Genomic DNA, 16700 nt, shown 5'->3' on the forward strand with positions numbered 1-16700 from the left:
CATTACCGGATTGCGATAACGGATCTTCGGTCGCCACAAAAAACGGAGGCAACCTGCCTCCGTTTCTCACTGGACTGATCAACTAAACTTACCGAATGAACGGATTCAACATTCTGGTGAAGGTGCCCGTCAGCTTGACCGGGGCGCTCAGCACAGACAATGTAATGCAGTCTTCACACCCTACGGCAACGGGCCTGTGCTCGTCCTGCTCATTCAACACCACGAAATCCCATTGGTTGAACACGCCCTTCTGGTCGGCGAACGCACCCTGTAGCACGATCGTTGTCTCATCACCGCGGTGAGTGTGGGCCGGGGCCTTGCCGCCTGCCACCAGTTTCTGCAGTACCACCCGCTCACCCTGACCGGGAAACTTTTCCGAAATATCCAGTACGCTGACATCGCCCAGCTGACGTTTCCAGGGCAGCTCGTTGATGTCCTGACCAAGCAACTTCTGCAGCGGGCTCAATCGCGGTGCCTGCACAACCGGTGAAGTATCCTGGGGTGCTGAGTCAATACGTGCCATCAACTGCTCGAAACTGCTATCCGAAACAGTGACCTTGGGCTGCTGTTCCATCATCACCGCGCCCAGGCTGTTCAGGGTGTCCACCCGGCTCCGACAGTGTGGGCACTGCTCAAGGTGCAGCCGGATGCAGAGAGCATGGGGCTCAGTCAGATTGCCAGCGCTGTATTCCATCAGGCTGAGACTGTCGGGGTGGTGCCGTGTCATACGTTCTGATCCTGCAAAATCACTTTTAACTTGTTCAGTGCCAGGCGTACCCGGCTCTTCACGGTTCCCAGGGGGATCTGAAGTTCATCCGCCACCATCTGGTGAGACTTATGCTCCATGTACACCTTGGCGATGACGGTAATCTGCTCTTCCGGTAACTGGCTGAGAGACTCACGAATCCGGCGCTCTGACATCAAACGGTGCAGGGACGTCACCGGCTCATCCTCATTATCGCCAGGAATCTGCCACAGATCCTCGGTTTCCACTGCCATTTCAGCGCTGGTCCGCTGCATTTTTCGCAGCATATCAATCCGCTGGTTACGGGCAATGGTAAAGATCCAGGTAGACGCCGCAGCCTTACGCCAGTCATACAGGCAGGAGCGGCGCCAAATGGAAATGAACACTTCCTGCACCAGTTCCTCGGCGTGGCTGGCCATGCCGTTAGAAATGGCGTAGTACTTTATCTGCGGCGCAAAGTGTTCGAACAAAGCGTGGTATGCAGCTCTATCCTGGTGTTTGCCTACTTTTTCCAGCAAGACACCCCAAGGGTCTTTTCGGCCCTCGGCTTTCGCTGGTTGCTGATCCAGTGTGGTCACCGGACGCTCCTTGACAGTCGCATGAGTTGAGCTGATTACAGTCATCATTCTAGGCACTCGCCGCTGGTTTGTCAGTCTGGTTATTTACGGGAGGCTGCAAGAAGTGGATTGCCTTGAGTGAAAAAAATCTGGCCGCATTGTCGGCGGAGTTGTGTCAGTGGAGTGATTGCCGGATCCCAGAGCAGGCGCTAGTCTGACAACCATAATAACGACTCAAAGTTCAAACCATGAACGCACTGCTTTCCGGCGGCACCCTGCCGGTTATCCGGGCCCATTACGCCGAGATTCTTTGCCAGCTGGCAGAGGAGCGGGGTGTTGCCCAGCAAGAGCTGGTCAGCGCTGCCGGTATCCGCCAGCCACAGCTGAGCCACCCGGATAATTTCATTACCCTGGACCAGTTCACTGAGCTGTGTCGTCAAGCCTTTGTTCGCTGCAAGGACGACAGCCTGGGGCTGGAGTTTGGCCGGCGCCTGAAATTTACCGCCCATGGTGCGCTGTCTCAGGCCGCCATCAGCTGCGACACGCTCGAGCAGGCGCTGCGGGTGTTGATCAAATATTTCCGGATTCGTTTTGCCTACATGGCCCTGTCGTTTTTTATCGAAGGCGATGAAGCTGTCATTCAGCTCGATATCAAGCACGACACCCGGGATTTACATCGTTTCAACATCGAGGTGGTCCTGGCTTCCCTGATGGAAGTGAACAACCTGCTGTTTGGTCAGCGGTTGTTGGAGGGCGGGCGGTGCCTGGTGGACTACGAGCAGCCAGCCAATGTGGGGCCTTACCAGCCGCTGTTTGGCAATGCCGTGAGTTTCTGCACCGGTGTTAACCAGCTCCGCTTCCAAAAGCAGTTTCTGAACCTGCCGTTATCGTTGTCCAATCCTGTGGCTCGTCGCGTGGCTGAGGCTCAATGCGAGGAAGAAATGCGGCAGATGGAGGCATCCACCTCGGTCACGGAACGAGTAGTCAGGATGCTGGAATCGATTCGTGACGGCCGCCTGTTGAGTCTGGAGGATGTGGCCGGGCAGTTACATGTGTCTGCTCGCACTCTGCGGCGCCAGCTGGCTGCAGAAGGCGCCCGTTTCCAGCTGCTACAGGAAACCGTGCGCCATCAACGTGCGCTGGATTGTCTAAGGCGACACTCACCCCTGAGTATCGACGACATTGCGGAACACCTGGGTTACAGCGACCCGTCCAATTTTGGCCGGGCCTTTCGCAAGTGGGAGGGTATCTCACCCTCGGCCTGGCGTCGGCTACACCAGGCCGAGGGCGACTGAAGGCTATTCCTCCAGGTAAGTGTAGCCCTCAAGACCGGCTTTCAGTTCGCCCAGTAATCGGTCCTGTGTGGATTTATCCAGGTTGCTGGCGGCAAACTTATCCTGGTAGGACTTGATCAGGTTCTCCGGTTCAAAGTTGACGTAACGAAGCACCTTGGCGACGGTGTCGCCGGTAATGGGCTTGCCAATGTCATACTCGCCCTGGTCGTTCAGCCGCACATCCACCGAGTGGGTATCGCCGAAAAGGTTGTGCATGTCTCCCAGGATCTCCTGATAGGCGCCGGTCATGAAGAACCCCATCAGCAGTGGCTCGCCCTCCTTTTCCTCCGGCAATGCCAGGGTGGTTTCGATGCCCTGGCCGTCCACGTACTGGTCAATCCGGCCGTCCGAATCACAGGTAATGTCCTGAATCACCGCGCGCCGGCTCAGCGGACGGTTCAGGCCATTGATCGGCATCACCGGAAAGATCTGGTCAATGCCCCAAACATCCGGCAGGGACTGGAACAGGGAAAAGTTAACAAAGAGCTTTTCAGCGAGCTTTTCGTTGAGTTCGTCGATGATTTCCCGGTGCGCCCGACTGCCACTGTCCAGCTGAACCCGAAGCAGGCGGCAGCAGGTGGTGTAGAGGGTTTCGGCCTGGGCTCGCTCGCTGAGTGACAGCAGACCATGGGCGAACTGGGCGTGGACATCGTTCATCGCATGCAGCACATCGTGGTAAATCTCGGCCAGCGACCGGGGTGAGTGATCATCCTGCAGGCTGAGAAGGTCGCGCCAAAGGTCATGCAGTGGTGCTGGTGCGTCTGCTTCAGGCTCAGTGACTTCCCGATGGTCTGGAGATTCCCGATCAATCACGTTGGTGACCAGAACCGAGTGGTGGGCTGTCAGGGCCCGGCCGGATTCACTGATCAGGTCCGGGTGGGGAATGCCTTGGCGATCGCATTCGGCTTGCAGCACATGCACCACGTTATAGGCGTATTCAAACACGCTGTAATTCATTGAGCAGCTGCTGCGGGAGCGGGTGCCCTCGTAGTCCACGCCCAGGCCGCCGCCGATATCCACGGTGCCGACGGGTGCGCCCAACTGGTGCAGTTCCGTGTAGAAGCGGGCGCATTCCTTCAGGCCGGTCTGGATATCGCGGATGTTGGCAATTTGTGAACCCAGGTGAAAGTGCAGCAGCTGCAGGGTACCCAAAGCGCCGGCCTGTTTAAGGGTATTGACCACATCCAGAACCTGGCTGGCGGACAACCCGAACTTGGATTTTTCGCCGCCGGTGTTCTGCCAGTTACCTTTGCCAATGGTGGCCAATCGTGCCCGCACTCCAATCAGCGGTGATACCTCAAGACGCTCAGCCTCTTCCAGTATCAGCGGCAGCTCCGATTGCTTCTCCACCACGATAAACACCCGGTGGCCCAGCTTCTGGCCGATCAGGGCCAGGCGAATGTACTCACGGTCTTTATAGCCGTTGCAGACAATCACTGACCCCGCCTTGGGGGCAAGGGCCAATACCGCCATCAATTCCGGCTTGCTACCGGCTTCGAGCCCGACCTGTCCGGCCGAGGCGGCGGGTTGTGCCGCCAACAGCTCTTCCACAACCCGTCGCTGCTGGTTCACTTTGATCGGGTAGACCGCGGTATAGCGGCCCTGGTAGCCCTGTTCAGCGGTCACCTTGTTGAAGGCGCCGCAAAGCTTGTTCACCCGGTCGTGCAGTATGTCGGTAAAACGGATCAGTACCGGCAGGGCAACGCCGGACTCGGCCAGAGACCGGGTCAGGTCAGGAAGGTTGATTCGGGCTGCTGTCCGCCCCCGGTCTGGGCAGATCTCGACTTCACCCCTGGGAGTCACCGCGATGTAACCATCACTCCAGTGAGCAATGTTATAAACCTTGTGGGCAGGTAAGGCTGTGGTTTCAGGCATTGTTGCTATCCTGTCAGGAAACCGGAATGGCCCGCAGGCCGTTGTCAGGCTGCATTGTAGGACCTGACAGGCCGGATCGAAAGGATTGCCGGGCCACGAGTGGCCTGAAATGTGAAAAATACGTGGCGGCGAAGGGGAATAGTACTTTGGCTACGGCCGTGGGCCCCCTACAATACGCCCCTTTGAACAGGCCCCGACCCCGTGGTGGCGCAATGAATGGGAGGTACAGATGACGGTATTGAACGAAGGCTGGTTTACCGAGGTATTCCAGGATCAGGGCACGGCATTTTCCCTGCAGGTCAAGCGCAAGCTGCACGAAGAGCAGACGCCGTTCCAGAAGCTGGAAATCTATGAAACGGAAACCTTTGGCAACCTGATGGTGCTGGACGGTTGCGTGATGCTGACCACCCGTGACAACTTTCTGTACCACGAGATGATGACCCATCCGGCGTTGTTCACTCACAAGAACCCGAAGAAAGTGGTGATAGTGGGCGGTGGAGATTGCGGAACCCTGAAGGAAGTGCTCAAGCACCCCGGTGTCGAGGAGGCCTGGCAGGTGGAAATCGACGAGCGGGTTACCCGCATGTCGGAAAAATACTTTCCGGAGCTGTGTGAGGCCAATAATGACCCCCGGGCAAATTTCTTTTTTGGCGACGGTATCAAGTGGATGCGGGATATTGAGCCCAACAGCATCGACCTGCTGATTATCGACAGTACCGACCCGGTGGGCCCCGCCGAAGGCTTGTTTGCCCTGGATTTCTACCGGGACGCCATGGCGGCGCTTCGGGAGGGCGGCATTATTGTGCAGCAAAGTGAATCGCCGCTGTTGCACACGGACAGCATCATCAAGGACATCCACAGCGATATGCAGAAGGCCGGCTTCGGCCACGTACAGACTTTGCCGTTCCCTCAGCCTGTCTACCCGACCGGGTGGTGGAGCTGCACCATGGGTAGCAAGGATAACCCGCTGAAGTATTTCCGTGAGGAAGACGCCAACAACCGCCCGTTCGTGACCCGCTATTACAACGCCGGCATTCACCACGGAGCCCTGGCGATGCCTCAGTTTATGGTGGATGCGCTGGAAGACGCGGTGCGCCCCGAAGAGGCCTGACAAAAATTAGACAGCTCCGCACTCTGAGCTATGCTGAAACAGTGTGGTCATTTATTGATCATCGTGCTGTGTTCGGAGTGAAAGGAGTTGTTATGGAAACGCGCAAAGGTGAACAGGATCGTCACTGGTTTCGTAGTGAGCGGTTCTCGTTGGTCAACGGACAGTGGTTTTTCCAGACTCGCGAGGGCTCGATCCAGGGGCCGTTTGACAGTGTCCACGAAGCGGAAATGGAATTGATGTTGTATCTGCGGCACGCGGATGACCAATTGTTCCAGGGCGTCTGTTAGTGACGGAGCGCCAGGAACAGCAACAAGAAGGGCGCCGTTTGGCGCCCTTCTTGTTTTTCGTGGTTGTCAGGCTGGCTTACTGCTTGCCGCTGACAAACTCTGGATAGGCTTCCATGCCACACTCGGAGTAATCCACACCCTCGTATTCGTCTTCTTCGGATACCCGGATGCCCATGACCGCCTTGAGAATGCTCCACACGATCAGGCTGGTCACGAAGACCCAGACAAAGATGGTGATGGCGCCGATGATCTGGCCGCTGAAGCTGGCGTCGCCGTTGGTAACCGGCACCAGCAGCAGGCCGAGCAGACCGCAGACGCCGTGAACAGAGATGGCACCGACGGGGTCATCAATACGCAGCTTGTCCAGGGTCACAATGCTTACCACCACCAGCAGGCCACCGAAGGCACCGAAGATGGTTGCCAGCAGCGGAGTGGGGGTGTCCGGGCCGGCAGTGATGGTCACCAGACCAGCCAGTGCACCGTTCAGGAGCATGGTCAGGTCAGCTTTGCCAAACATCAGTCGGGCAAGGATCAGAGCTGCGAGACCGCCACCAGCCGCTGCGGCGTTGGTGTTCATGAATACAATGGCGACGTCGTTAGCGGATTCTGCGGAAGCAGTCGCCAGAACCGAGCCACCATTGAAGCCGAACCAGCCCATCCACAGGATGAAGGTACCCAGAGTGGCCAGGGGCAGGTTGGCGCCGGGAATGGCGCGGATCTCACCGTTCGGGCCGTATTTGCCTTTACGGGCGCCCAGCAGCAGGACGCCAGCCAGGGCCGCAGCTGCGCCAGCCATGTGTACGATGCCAGAGCCGGCAAAGTCACTGAAGCCAAGATCGCCCAGGTTGTACATGCCGAAGACGTCAGCTTCGCCCCAGGTCCAGGCGCCTTCCATCGGGTAGATGAAACCGGTCATGACCACAGCGAAGATCAGGAATGCCCAGAGCTTCATGCGCTCGGCCACGGCACCGGATACGATGGACATGGCTGTAGCAACGAAGACCACCTGGAAGAAGAAGTCAGCGGATGGCGCGTAGGTTGCTGCAGCCTCATACTCGAAGCCTTCTTCAACGCCCATGCCAGTGATGCCGCTCAGGAAGGTGCCGCCACCGTACATGATCGCGTAGCCGCAGACCATGTACATGGTGCAGGCAACGGCGTACAGGGCGACGTTCTTGGTCAGAATTTCAGTGGTGTTCTTTGAGCGCACCAGGCCGGACTCGAGCATGGCAAAGCCTGCTGCCATCCACATGACCAATGCGCCACACACGAGGAAGTAAAACGTATCTAATGCGTACTGTATTTCAAAAACAGTGCTTTCCATAGGAGGCCCTCCGCACAAGGCTCTTAGGTTATAAATTTTTTGCGTTGGCTTTTTTCAGAGTCAGTCTGCTGTCAGACCGCTTCTTCGCCAGTCTCGCCGGTTCGAATCCGGATGGCTTGCGCCAGTTCGGTCACGAAGATCTTGCCGTCGCCGATCTTGCCGGTATTGGCCGCCTTGGTGATGGCTTCGATGACCTGGTCAAGCAGGTTGTCGCCAATGGCGATTTCCACTTTGACCTTGGGCAGGAAGTCCACCACGTATTCCGCGCCACGGTAGAGCTCTGTGTGGCCTTTTTGCCGACCGAAGCCTTTGACTTCAGTGACGGTTACGCCTTGTACGCCAATCTCGGATAGTGCCTCACGGACATCATCCAATTTGAAAGGCTTGATGATCGCTGTCACAAGTTTCATTGCTTTCTCCTTGGTAAAGCCGTCCCAACAGTGAGGGCCAGCGGCCGGTTGTTGAGTTCGGGATGCTGCCACCTCGCACATCAATTGTGCGGATTGCGTACGAGAGCTTTAGCATCGGGTGTGCCAACGCAAAAAAAATGTTTTAAATCAGCTTGTTGGTTATATCCTGTTCCAGAATGGCGCAATAACGCGCACCAACTTGGTGCGATGAGCCCGCCCTTGGCTCAAAAAAGAGCATGGCCGGGTTAGCCATCCGCCGCCATTATAATGCGGACAGGGCACAGTATGGCAGGGGCGGCGGTGTGATACACTCCCACCAAAGCGGATAGCGACTCAGCCACGGCGTTTGCCGCGTCGGGAAACAGAGACTCTCAGAGGTGATTTATGAAAGGGCCACAGGACTTTTTTGCTCAGTTACAGGGCCAGTTTGGCCAGTTCGTTCCGGATATGGCTCGGGCTGCGAAAGACGATTTTGAGGCCCAGGCCAGAGCAACGGTGATGACGGTCATGTCGAAGCTGGAACTGGTCACCCGCGAAGAGTTCGATGCCCAGCAGGCGGTATTGATGAGAACCCGTGAAAAAGTGGAAGCGCTTGAGAAGCGGGTTGCCGAACTCGAGCAGAAGCTGTCCTCATAATGACCGGTCTGGCCCGGCCCGCAGGATGCAGCGGCCGGGACTTGTAAGAAACTGATTGCCAAGGAAGGTTGCCATGCTTGCTATTGTCCATTCCCGTGCCAGTATCGGTGTGTCTGCACCGGCAGTGACTGTTGAAGTGCATCTGTCTGGCGGACTGCCGGCCCTGTCGATTGTTGGTTTGCCGGAAACCGGTGTGCGTGAGAGCAAAGACCGGGTTCGCAGTGCCTTGATCAACGCCGGGTTCGAATTCCCCGCCCGTCGAATCACGCCCGTTTTCCCGAGCTTCAAATTTTGTACATAGGCTGATGGCCAGATAAAACGCCGAAAATAAAGGATCGTGTCCACTCTTTTGGCAACTTGCTAGATCTGTTTTCTTAGACTAAAACGATAAATACACTAATCTGTATAAAAAAACAGTATTCAGAAGAGAGTGGTCATGAATTTCGTTCGCATAAACGGGTTGTTGGTCGTTCATCTCAAAGACCCTCGCAGCACGAAGCCCAGTACCCGCGAGCTGTATGAGCTTGGTAAGGTAAACGATCCTGTTGTTGAACGAATCATTGAAGCGTTTAAAAGAAAACTAATAGGGAGTCCCTTTCGTTCTCAGGTAAATGGGCTGGGCTGTTTTCTGCGCCCTTTGGGTGTGTTTCTGAATAGCTGGATTGCAGACAGTTCAAAAAAGACGGTGGCTTTTGATCTGGCAAGTTGGCAAGCGTGTGTTTGCGATTTTGCTGTGTGGTGGCTTGTAAGGGACGATTCGAAAGCGACCCTGGCAACGCGTTGCGGAGTGTGGCAGAGAGTCGTTATACCTTTTTTTGAGTACCTTCAAGAAGAAGATGTTTTGCCGTTTGGCCTAGTTTTCCCGAAACTTAAGCTGCCGAAAGAGCAAACTAGTTCCAATCCTCAGCAGCCGAAATTGATTGGCGAATCTCCTGCGATGGCTGTTTCTGAAGAGCATGCCATTGAAAAAGCCCCGCTTGATCGAACGTTGGCTGGCCCGGTTTTTTGGCGGGCAGACGCCGAATATTTAGACGAAATCGAGACCACATTACGAGAACGCGATGCCATGCTCGCTTCAGCGTTAGACGACTACTGGCTAAAGCTGATAAAGGATTACCGAACTGGCTGGCGGCTGAAAAGGCAGATCAGTGACGTCGAGTGGCACGCGCAGGAGGCTGCGGGAGACTGGGCTTATGGCTACTATACTAAAGCGGGAATAACCTTCGATGATCCTAAAGTGGGCCGTAGAATGCCGCTTTGTACACCACTAAATCCTCGCGGCCATGTCTGGCTACTTCGTTTCTTACAGCATTTTTTGCTTGGTCTTGAAGATGCAAAAGATTTTAATCTGAAGGCGATTCAAACGCATCCCGCTGTGTGTGTTTCATGCTTTAAGCATCCAAGGCGAACGCCGATAGAGCCTTTGAGGCGACTAACGGCATTGAGCAACGAGCAATTTGACGTCATACCTACAGCCGCTTTTTTTTGGCGTTTTTTCGGTTTGTTGTCAATGTTGGATATGGCTGTGGCCATTACAATATTGATTCGCGAGCACGCAAACTGGACACCTGAGGCCATAGCTGGCGCTAAGCTACTGGACGCGCATGGAAAGTCTTATTTGTTGATAACGGATTCAACTAATCCAGCTGAAATTTTTAGCGTCGACAAGCCTAGGGCAGGTAGCCGAAAGTGCGCCATTCTCTCCAAACGGTCGATAAGAGTTGTTCGCCATTTGTTGCGGGCAACGGCTCCTGTTCGGGACGTTCTGCGTCGATCGGGGAATCCCCATTGGCGTTACTTATTTCTGGGGTACATGAGACATAAGGGACTCGGGCACCCCAGCAGTATCCCTTCAAGTTTGCTAAATCGGAGGGAAATGGTTGAGGCTAGTCTGGTTCGTTTTTACCCAAAATTAACGCAGGCCGGGCTCGGTGTGGGGACGTTGGATTTTTCCAAAGTACGGGCCACTCAAGGTGTATTGGCATGGTTCGATAAAGGTTCTGTAAAAGCAGTAAAGCAACGACTAGGGAATAGTTATCGTGTTTCGATCGAACACTACATCCCCGAAACTCTGCTTGCCGCATGGAATGAACGCATCATTCGTCGTTTCCAAAATACGTTAGTGGTGTTGGCTGCCGCAGAAGAAGACTATCTGCTGGAAGTTGTCGACATGCCCAGTCTTGCGGATTTACATCGTTTTCTAGCGCAGCTCGTTTACGAATTACCGCCCGGTCGCTCCCCGATTGCGGATCGTTTACAGGCGAGATTTGGCGAGCGTTATCGGATTGATGAGCCGGAAAGCGAAAACCTTAACAATCAGAAGAAAACACCGAAGGAATCACTGCATGTCCGTCTGAATCCGAGCTGTATAGCTCTGTTGCTAGCATACAGGGAGTGGGCCAAAACGCAGCTTTCACCAGCGATGCAACAACAAGCAGATCGTCAAACAGGGTTAACCCCAGCCCATTTCATTGAGTTGGCAGGCATGCTGCAGTCTGCTGCCCAGAGTGATCAAATCGGAAAAGACCTCAGTCGTGTTTTGAACGTGAAATTGCTGAGACAGCAATTCGCGCAAGCTGAACCGAAAGTGGCGGCTCTGGCAGTGCAGTTAGACAAAAAATCACTAACCTTTGAAGGGAAGAATCATGAGCGATGTGGTTGATTTGCGATCTTTGGAGGATAGCTTTTGTCTTGCCGCCGGCATCGATCCTGCCCTTGCGCCCTACATCGCCTATATCCGTCAGCAAGTTGAGCCGTTTGCCGGAAAGTATCATGCTGACTGGTTGCTGAATGATTGGAACGCACCTACTTGGCAAACCAGGACAAAGTGGCTTCGGCAAGTGAATGGCGAGTGGCGGGGCACCTTAGACGTTTGTTGGGATTTACTACTACCGGATGGCTGCAGGTTAACTGAGCCTAAGTACGCAGCATTGTTAGACGCCTGTCGTCGCGTGTCGTTTCTGTTTCGCCAGGGTATGGCTGGCGACATACCCGCCCTAAATTCTTGGCGTGATTTCAACGCTTTTTTGCTGCACCTTTGCGAATGGTTAGTGCTTGAGTCGGCACGCTACCATCCTGCACGGCATTCTTTTTCGCTATTGGACAATGACGGCATCCGGCGACTATTTTTTGCGTTGGGACGAGGAGGTTGGTGTGAGGCGTTAAACATAGTGGAACGTTGTTTGAATGAGATTCATGAAGCCGTGTTTGGTAGTTCTTGTCCGTCTAGGTTGCTCGCAGCGCCCGGCAATTGGCCAAAAGAAGTGCGGGATGAGGTGGTTGGATGGCTGGCAGTCAACAATGGCTACTCGGATATTAAAAACTCTAAGAATGGCAGTGGCTTGGTCTCGAGGGTGTGGCTAGGTGGCTGCATTAGCACCTCCTCCCCGAAACTGAATTTTCCTCGCCTCAATGCCGTGCTGCGCCAGTTTGAGCCACGATGGCAACATCCAAACTTGCTTTTGTCTGGCTATTCTTCAACGGAATACCCTAGGCATCGCACTCCGCTGCTTCGGGACGTTCTGGAAGGTGCAGGAAGTGAGGGGGCCGTTAATTCAGCCCATGTTCACATGGCCAATTTGCTCAAGCTATCTCGCCATTTACCCGACGTGATGCCCGATCCATCGGGTTTTAGGCTAAAGGATACGCAGCGAGCAGCGAACCGGCTGACCAAGCCGACGAGACACACGCCCTTCATTCCAGTAGATATTGGGTTGCGCTACTTAAATGAAGCCCTTCGCTGGGTGGTGCACTATGGTGATGCGTTGGTGGATTACTATTTGACGATTTACGCAAAGCGTGATTCGGAGCGATGGTCCGCTGGCAATCTAAACAATATTGGAGTAGCCGAAAAAGCCATATTTCGCAGCACCCCTCTGCCAGACGCTTTGCGCGTGGCGGGGTTTGAGTTCACTCGCTTTACGAGCAGCAAGGATCGTAGCTTTGAGAATCGCAGAACAGATCCCACACTTTACGAGGCCTTGGAGATCTGGTTGGGCGCGGTCACGGTATTGCTAGGTTTTATGAAGCCTTCTCGAGATACGGAAGTCACGGCGTTACCTCGGGTGTGTTTGCTGCGTACACGTGGTGGCCATTATTGGCTGGATTCTGAGCTGGCCAAGCGCACCAAAGCAGAAGTGCGTGCCCGCACTGGCGGAAAACCCATTCCGGTGATTGCAGCCCGCGCCATTCAACAGGTGCGCAAGCTGAACCGAGGACTTGTGAAGATTTACAAAGAAGAAGATCCGCACCTGCGTGAGTCACTGTTTTATTTACCTAATAGTACTAGGTGGGGGCAAAAAGGTGGGTCCGAAAGCTCTTAACGACTATCTGGATAGGTTCTGCGACTACGTGAATTTGGCTCCCGACGACTACGGGCGGCGATGGTACTTGCGTATCCATGAAATGCGTAAATGGTTTTTGCTGTTGTTGTTCTGGTCAGGTCGCTACGACGTGTTGGATGCGGCTCGTTGGATAGCGGGCCACACCGATGTTGAACATATTTATGCGTACATCGAGCGTGAATTCCCAGGTGACAAGATCGGTGAGTTAGAATCGGAATGCGCCATCGATTTGCTCGCAAAATACGATGAAACCCAGGTCATTATGGATGATGAAGAAGTGGGCATGGCGGAGCTTTATCGTCGCGTACTACGGCATTTTAACGTTAGGCGGCTGAACTTGGTCAGAGAGCGTGAGTGGCATAGTCTGGTCCAAGAGCTATTTGAAAAAGACTATCATCTGGAACCTGTCACAGTGCATACGTATGATAATCAGAAGCGTGTTTGTATCGCCATTCGACAAGGGAGTCGGGTAGATGATTGACATGCGAGAGAAATCTAGGATTCGCCTGAGTGAAGAGGCGTTGAAGCGTAATATTTATAACCGTTATCGGGCTCTTAAGAGTGCATATAGTAACCCGCAGATAGCGCCAACCCTGATTATTAATGGCTGCAAAACGCAAACTGCCTTAGCGAGGCTGAACTACCCGCAATATCAGATCACGCCGATAGCGCGGATGTCGCTCTTCAAGTACGCCGACCTTGTGCTCAGGGGGGCTGATTATCAGATTCCTGAGGACGAAAGAGGTGGAGGAGAAGCGGGCTGGGCCTACCTGGACTGGCTGCGCAAGCAGGTATTTACAGCTGGTGTACAATCCACGGGTTACCGAACCAAAGCGGCGCGTGCTGCACGGGCCAAGCAGCGTAAGGACGCCATTTCAGACAAGCTGCTGCAAGCCGAACGACACGCTTTGGCTGTGAGCAAGGCGTATATTCAGCTGTTTCGTGAAGTTCGGATCTTTTCGAACAGTAATCACCTCAATGACGCGTCGCGTCAGCGCCTCTTCAATATCCTGAACAATGCGGATACCCTACATAGCGAGTTGTTTTCTTCCAGTGACCTGCGTGACGACAATGTTGAGGAGCTGTCGGATCGTGAGAAGGTCTGAGCAGCTGGTCTCTAAACTGACAGATGTCAAACTGCCTGACAGCGCTCAATACTTCAGTGGAGGGGGCAACACCACTCACCGTGTTCACTATCAAACCCTTCCTGTCGCAGCGTTTGTGCGATGGCCGAGCAATAAGCCCTGTATGGCTATCAACACTTACCTGCTGGATCAGGCGCATCGATGGACTGGGGATAGTGTTATCACCGAGGCCAACAAGTTGGTCCAGCTCGTGCGCTACTGCACCCATGGCCGCGCTGATCGGCGGGCTTGTGACTTTGGTGACCTCAGTGACAATGATGTCGCTCGTCTCATCAACAAGCTTTGCACAGATGCCTATGTTAATGATGTCAGTCAGCGTGTGCGCAATAACAACACCGTGCGTGCCATCATGCAGTCGTGCTTCCGTTTTTTGCATTGGTATCAGGATACGCTTTATATGAAGCCATTCCCGCTGATTGGCGACCGGAAGTCAGGCGCAGCAATCACGGTTATGCAAAAGGTAAACCCGCATAGTAATCGCAGTTACTTTGATCACCGCTACCTTCCGCCGACAAACACGCAAGATCCCAAGCTGCCTATCAGCAATACCATGATTGAAGAGATCGAGGCAGTGGTTGAAGAGCTTTACGATGCTGAGAACTATCCAGAGCCAGCCAGACGCCGCTTTGGCAGAGATTATGTCTTGTTTGATGCGTATAGAGTTTACATGACTGCTCGAAGAGACTTCATGCTGATGATGATGGAGCGCACTGGGTTGCGCCCAAGCGAACTTGCTACCATGTCACTTGCGGATAATCTTTGCAGTACCAAAGGGCAACGGCCTTATTTGGTGCTCCCAACGTTAAAGCGCCGACGCCTCAACCCTCCACCCAGACACTTCCATATTAATAACGACTTAGCCCTTCGTGTGCGTATCTATATGCGTGCGCGCAGTATCTGGTTGGAAACCTGTCAGGAGCGAAATCCTGAATTGACCGATCATGATGCCATGTTACTTAGTACTGAGCCTGGTAAGTATGGTCACGCCATAGCAAATACGGCGCTGGAGAAGGATTTTGAGAAATTGTGTCTGAGGGCTGGATACAAAGGAGCTCAATCGTGCCTGTCAATGTTTAGGCATCGGTTCATCACCCTAGAGGTTCGCTTACACTTAAAGGAACTAGGGAAAGGTAAGACTGAACTCAACAAACAGGATTATCGAATCGTCTTGGAGAAGGTAAAAGAAAAAACTGGGCACAAAAGTATTGACTCTTTATGGCATTACATTGACCTGGCTTACGAGATGGACGGTGTGTGGGATCCGGTGAGGCAGGCAGAAGAGCAAATGCTGGCTGCAGACCAGCTTCGGTATGAGCTGCGGCATCTACGGCGTGAGTGGAGGCACAAGAATACATCCGAGATGATGCCGGAGCAGGTAATTGATCTGGTTGTAGACCGACTGGGAGGCATCATTAATAAGGGCATTAGAGGTAGGCTGGCTAAGTAGGATTGATGTTCGTAGTGGGAAGTCCACCCTAAATCGAAGTCTGTAGCAACGGTTTTGGAGTTTTGCCAATTCATTGCGAAAGGCCGACCAGCAACACTTTTCAGTTCAATAAAGATGACAGCGTTATTCCTTTGTGCGGGACTGATCTGGCAGTAGCTTCGCAGGCGGGCAATCGAGACACTCAGCAAGCAGATGAGGCTGTAAACCAAATTGTGTAACTGCTCACGACTGAGTAATCTTTTCAAAAGGATACCATCGTGGGTACACAAGTGGACCAAGAAAAACTCAAAGCTATGGCCGCCGAGCTGGCCAAGGACATCAAGTCTGAAAAAGATCTCGGAGCCCTCACTCAGCAACTGGTCAAACTGACGGTCGAGACCGCCCTCAATGCCGAACTGGACGAGCATCTCGGATACGAGAAGCATGCGCCTGAAGGCCGTGGCACCGGCAACAGTCGAAATGGCTATACCGCCAAGCGCCTGAAGGGCCAGCACGGAGATGTGCCGATAGAGGCTCCCCGTGACCGTGATGGCTCTTTCGAACCTCAGTTCGTCCGCAAGGGCCAGTCCCGCCTGACCCAGATGGATGACCAGATCCTGGCGCTATACGCCAAGGGCCTGAGCACCCGGGATATCGTGGACGCCTTCAAGGAGATGTATGACGCCGACATCTCGGCCACTCTGGTGTCCAAGGTGACGGAGCGGGTGATCGAGCAGGTTCAGGAGTGGCAGAACCGTCCGCTGGATCCGATCTATCCCATCGTCTATCTGGACTGCATCGTGCTGAAAATTCGTCAGGACAAGAGGGTGATCAACAAGTCCCTATACCTGGCCCTGGGCATCAACATGGAAGGCCAGAAGGAGCTGCTAGGCCTCTGGCTGGCCGAGACCGAAGGCGCGAAGTTCTGGTTGTCGGTACTGACGGAACTGAAGAACCGTGGTCTGGAGGACATCCTGATCGCCTGCGTGGACGGCCTCAAGGGCTTCCCGGATGCTATTGCTGCTGAGTACCCTCAGACCAAGGTGCAGCTGTGCATCGTGCACATGGTTCGCAACTCGCTGCGCTACGTGTCCTGGAAGGACTATAAGGCCGTGACGGCCGATCTGAAGCAGATCTACCAGTCTGCCTCGGAACACGAAGCCCGGCAGGCGTTGGAGGCCTTCGGAGAACGCTGGGACGGTCAGTACCCACAGATCTCCCGATCCTGGCACAGCCATTGGGACAACCTGATCACCATCTTCGAGTATCCTCCGGCCATCCGAAAAGTGATCTACACCACCAATGCCATTGAGTCGCTGAACAGCGTCATCCGCAAAGCCACCAAGCGCCGTAAGCTGTTCCCCAGCGATGACTCGGCACTGAAAGTGGCCTTCCTGGCGATCCAGCAGGCCTCAAAGAAATGGACGATGCCGATCCGTGATTGGAAGCCGGCATTGAATCGCTTTATTATCGAATTCGGTGACCGTCTGGACGGTCACCTGTAATG

The 16700-nt window shown here is 54.2% G+C and carries 15 protein-coding genes and 1 pseudogene; 11 read left to right on the forward strand and 5 right to left on the reverse strand.

What is annotated here, in order from left to right; genetic code table 11:
* Positions 1–88 precede the first annotated feature (88 nt).
* The gene (locus RVM24_RS18965) at positions 89–727 is read right to left on the reverse strand and encodes a ChrR family anti-sigma-E factor (RefSeq protein ID WP_061332541.1); all 639 of its coding nucleotides are present in this window, start codon (positions 725–727) and stop codon (positions 89–91) included.
* Complete coding sequence (locus RVM24_RS18970) at positions 724–1323, reverse strand: sigma-70 family RNA polymerase sigma factor (RefSeq protein WP_061332542.1); 600 nt, start codon at positions 1321–1323, stop codon at positions 724–726. The genes RVM24_RS18965 and RVM24_RS18970 overlap by 4 nt, the downstream gene beginning before the upstream one ends.
* Before the next feature lie 227 nt (positions 1324–1550).
* Between RVM24_RS18970 and RVM24_RS18975 the strand changes: the two genes are divergently transcribed.
* Positions 1551–2597, forward strand: coding sequence for an AraC family transcriptional regulator (locus RVM24_RS18975; protein WP_230713398.1), 1047 nt, complete (start codon positions 1551–1553; stop codon positions 2595–2597).
* 3 nt (positions 2598–2600) lie between these two features.
* Here RVM24_RS18975 and speA read toward each other — a convergent pair whose 3' ends face one another.
* Positions 2601–4511, reverse strand: a complete 1911-nt coding sequence (gene speA, locus RVM24_RS18980; RefSeq protein ID WP_374813097.1) for a biosynthetic arginine decarboxylase — start codon at positions 4509–4511, stop codon at positions 2601–2603.
* Between the two features lie 229 nt (positions 4512–4740).
* Between speA and speE the strand changes: the two genes are divergently transcribed.
* On the forward strand, positions 4741–5622 hold the full coding sequence (gene speE / locus RVM24_RS18985; protein ID WP_061332546.1) for a polyamine aminopropyltransferase: 882 nt from the start codon (positions 4741–4743) through the stop codon (positions 5620–5622).
* 92 nt (positions 5623–5714) lie between these two features.
* Complete coding sequence (locus RVM24_RS18990) at positions 5715–5909, forward strand: DUF6316 family protein (RefSeq protein WP_061332547.1); 195 nt, start codon at positions 5715–5717, stop codon at positions 5907–5909.
* A 76-nt stretch (positions 5910–5985) separates the two neighbouring features.
* Here RVM24_RS18990 and RVM24_RS18995 read toward each other — a convergent pair whose 3' ends face one another.
* Both RVM24_RS18995 and glnK read right to left on the reverse strand, forming a co-directional pair.
* Entirely contained in the window at positions 5986–7233 is a 1248-nt protein-coding gene (locus RVM24_RS18995; protein WP_061332548.1) for an ammonium transporter, read from the reverse strand.
* A 71-nt stretch (positions 7234–7304) separates the two neighbouring features.
* The gene (glnK, locus tag RVM24_RS19000) at positions 7305–7643 is read right to left on the reverse strand and encodes a P-II family nitrogen regulator (protein WP_058091350.1); all 339 of its coding nucleotides are present in this window, start codon (positions 7641–7643) and stop codon (positions 7305–7307) included.
* A 384-nt stretch (positions 7644–8027) separates the two neighbouring features.
* Between glnK and RVM24_RS19005 the strand changes: the two genes are divergently transcribed.
* The 8 genes and pseudogenes from RVM24_RS19005 (at position 8028) to RVM24_RS19040 (ending at position 16698) form a co-directional block, all read left to right on the forward strand.
* Positions 8028–8279 carry an accessory factor UbiK family protein gene (locus RVM24_RS19005; protein WP_061332549.1) on the forward strand — a complete coding sequence of 84 codons (252 nt, stop codon included), beginning with the start codon at positions 8028–8030 and terminating at the stop codon, positions 8277–8279.
* Between the two features lie 73 nt (positions 8280–8352).
* Positions 8353–8547 (forward strand): annotated as a pseudogene (locus tag RVM24_RS19010) (magnesium chelatase domain-containing protein); the annotation flags it as partial.
* A 168-nt stretch (positions 8548–8715) separates the two neighbouring features.
* Positions 8716–10941: a hypothetical protein gene (locus RVM24_RS19015; RefSeq protein WP_431474576.1), complete on the forward strand. Its 2226-nt coding sequence runs from the start codon at positions 8716–8718 to the stop codon at positions 10939–10941.
* Positions 10925–12601 (forward strand): hypothetical protein, encoded by a 1677-nt coding sequence (locus RVM24_RS19020; RefSeq protein WP_431474577.1) that lies wholly within the window; start codon positions 10925–10927, stop codon positions 12599–12601. The genes RVM24_RS19015 and RVM24_RS19020 overlap by 17 nt, the downstream gene beginning before the upstream one ends.
* A 67-nt stretch (positions 12602–12668) precedes the next feature.
* On the forward strand, positions 12669–13103 hold the full coding sequence (locus tag RVM24_RS19025; protein WP_431474578.1) for a hypothetical protein: 435 nt from the start codon (positions 12669–12671) through the stop codon (positions 13101–13103).
* Positions 13096–13728, forward strand: a complete 633-nt coding sequence (locus RVM24_RS19030; RefSeq protein ID WP_431474579.1) for a hypothetical protein — start codon at positions 13096–13098, stop codon at positions 13726–13728. The genes RVM24_RS19025 and RVM24_RS19030 overlap by 8 nt, the downstream gene beginning before the upstream one ends.
* Positions 13715–15214, forward strand: a complete 1500-nt coding sequence (locus RVM24_RS19035) for a hypothetical protein (protein ID WP_431474580.1) — start codon at positions 13715–13717, stop codon at positions 15212–15214. Before RVM24_RS19030 ends, RVM24_RS19035 begins: the two co-directional genes overlap by 14 nt.
* Positions 15215–15483: 269 nt before the next feature.
* The gene (locus RVM24_RS19040) at positions 15484–16698 is read left to right on the forward strand and encodes an IS256 family transposase (RefSeq protein ID WP_431475389.1); all 1215 of its coding nucleotides are present in this window, start codon (positions 15484–15486) and stop codon (positions 16696–16698) included.
* The last annotated feature ends 2 nt before the right edge of the window (positions 16699–16700 follow it).

The organism is Marinobacter sp. KM021, assembly GCF_050707965.1.
Classification (GTDB): domain Bacteria; phylum Pseudomonadota; class Gammaproteobacteria; order Pseudomonadales; family Oleiphilaceae; genus Marinobacter; species Marinobacter shengliensis.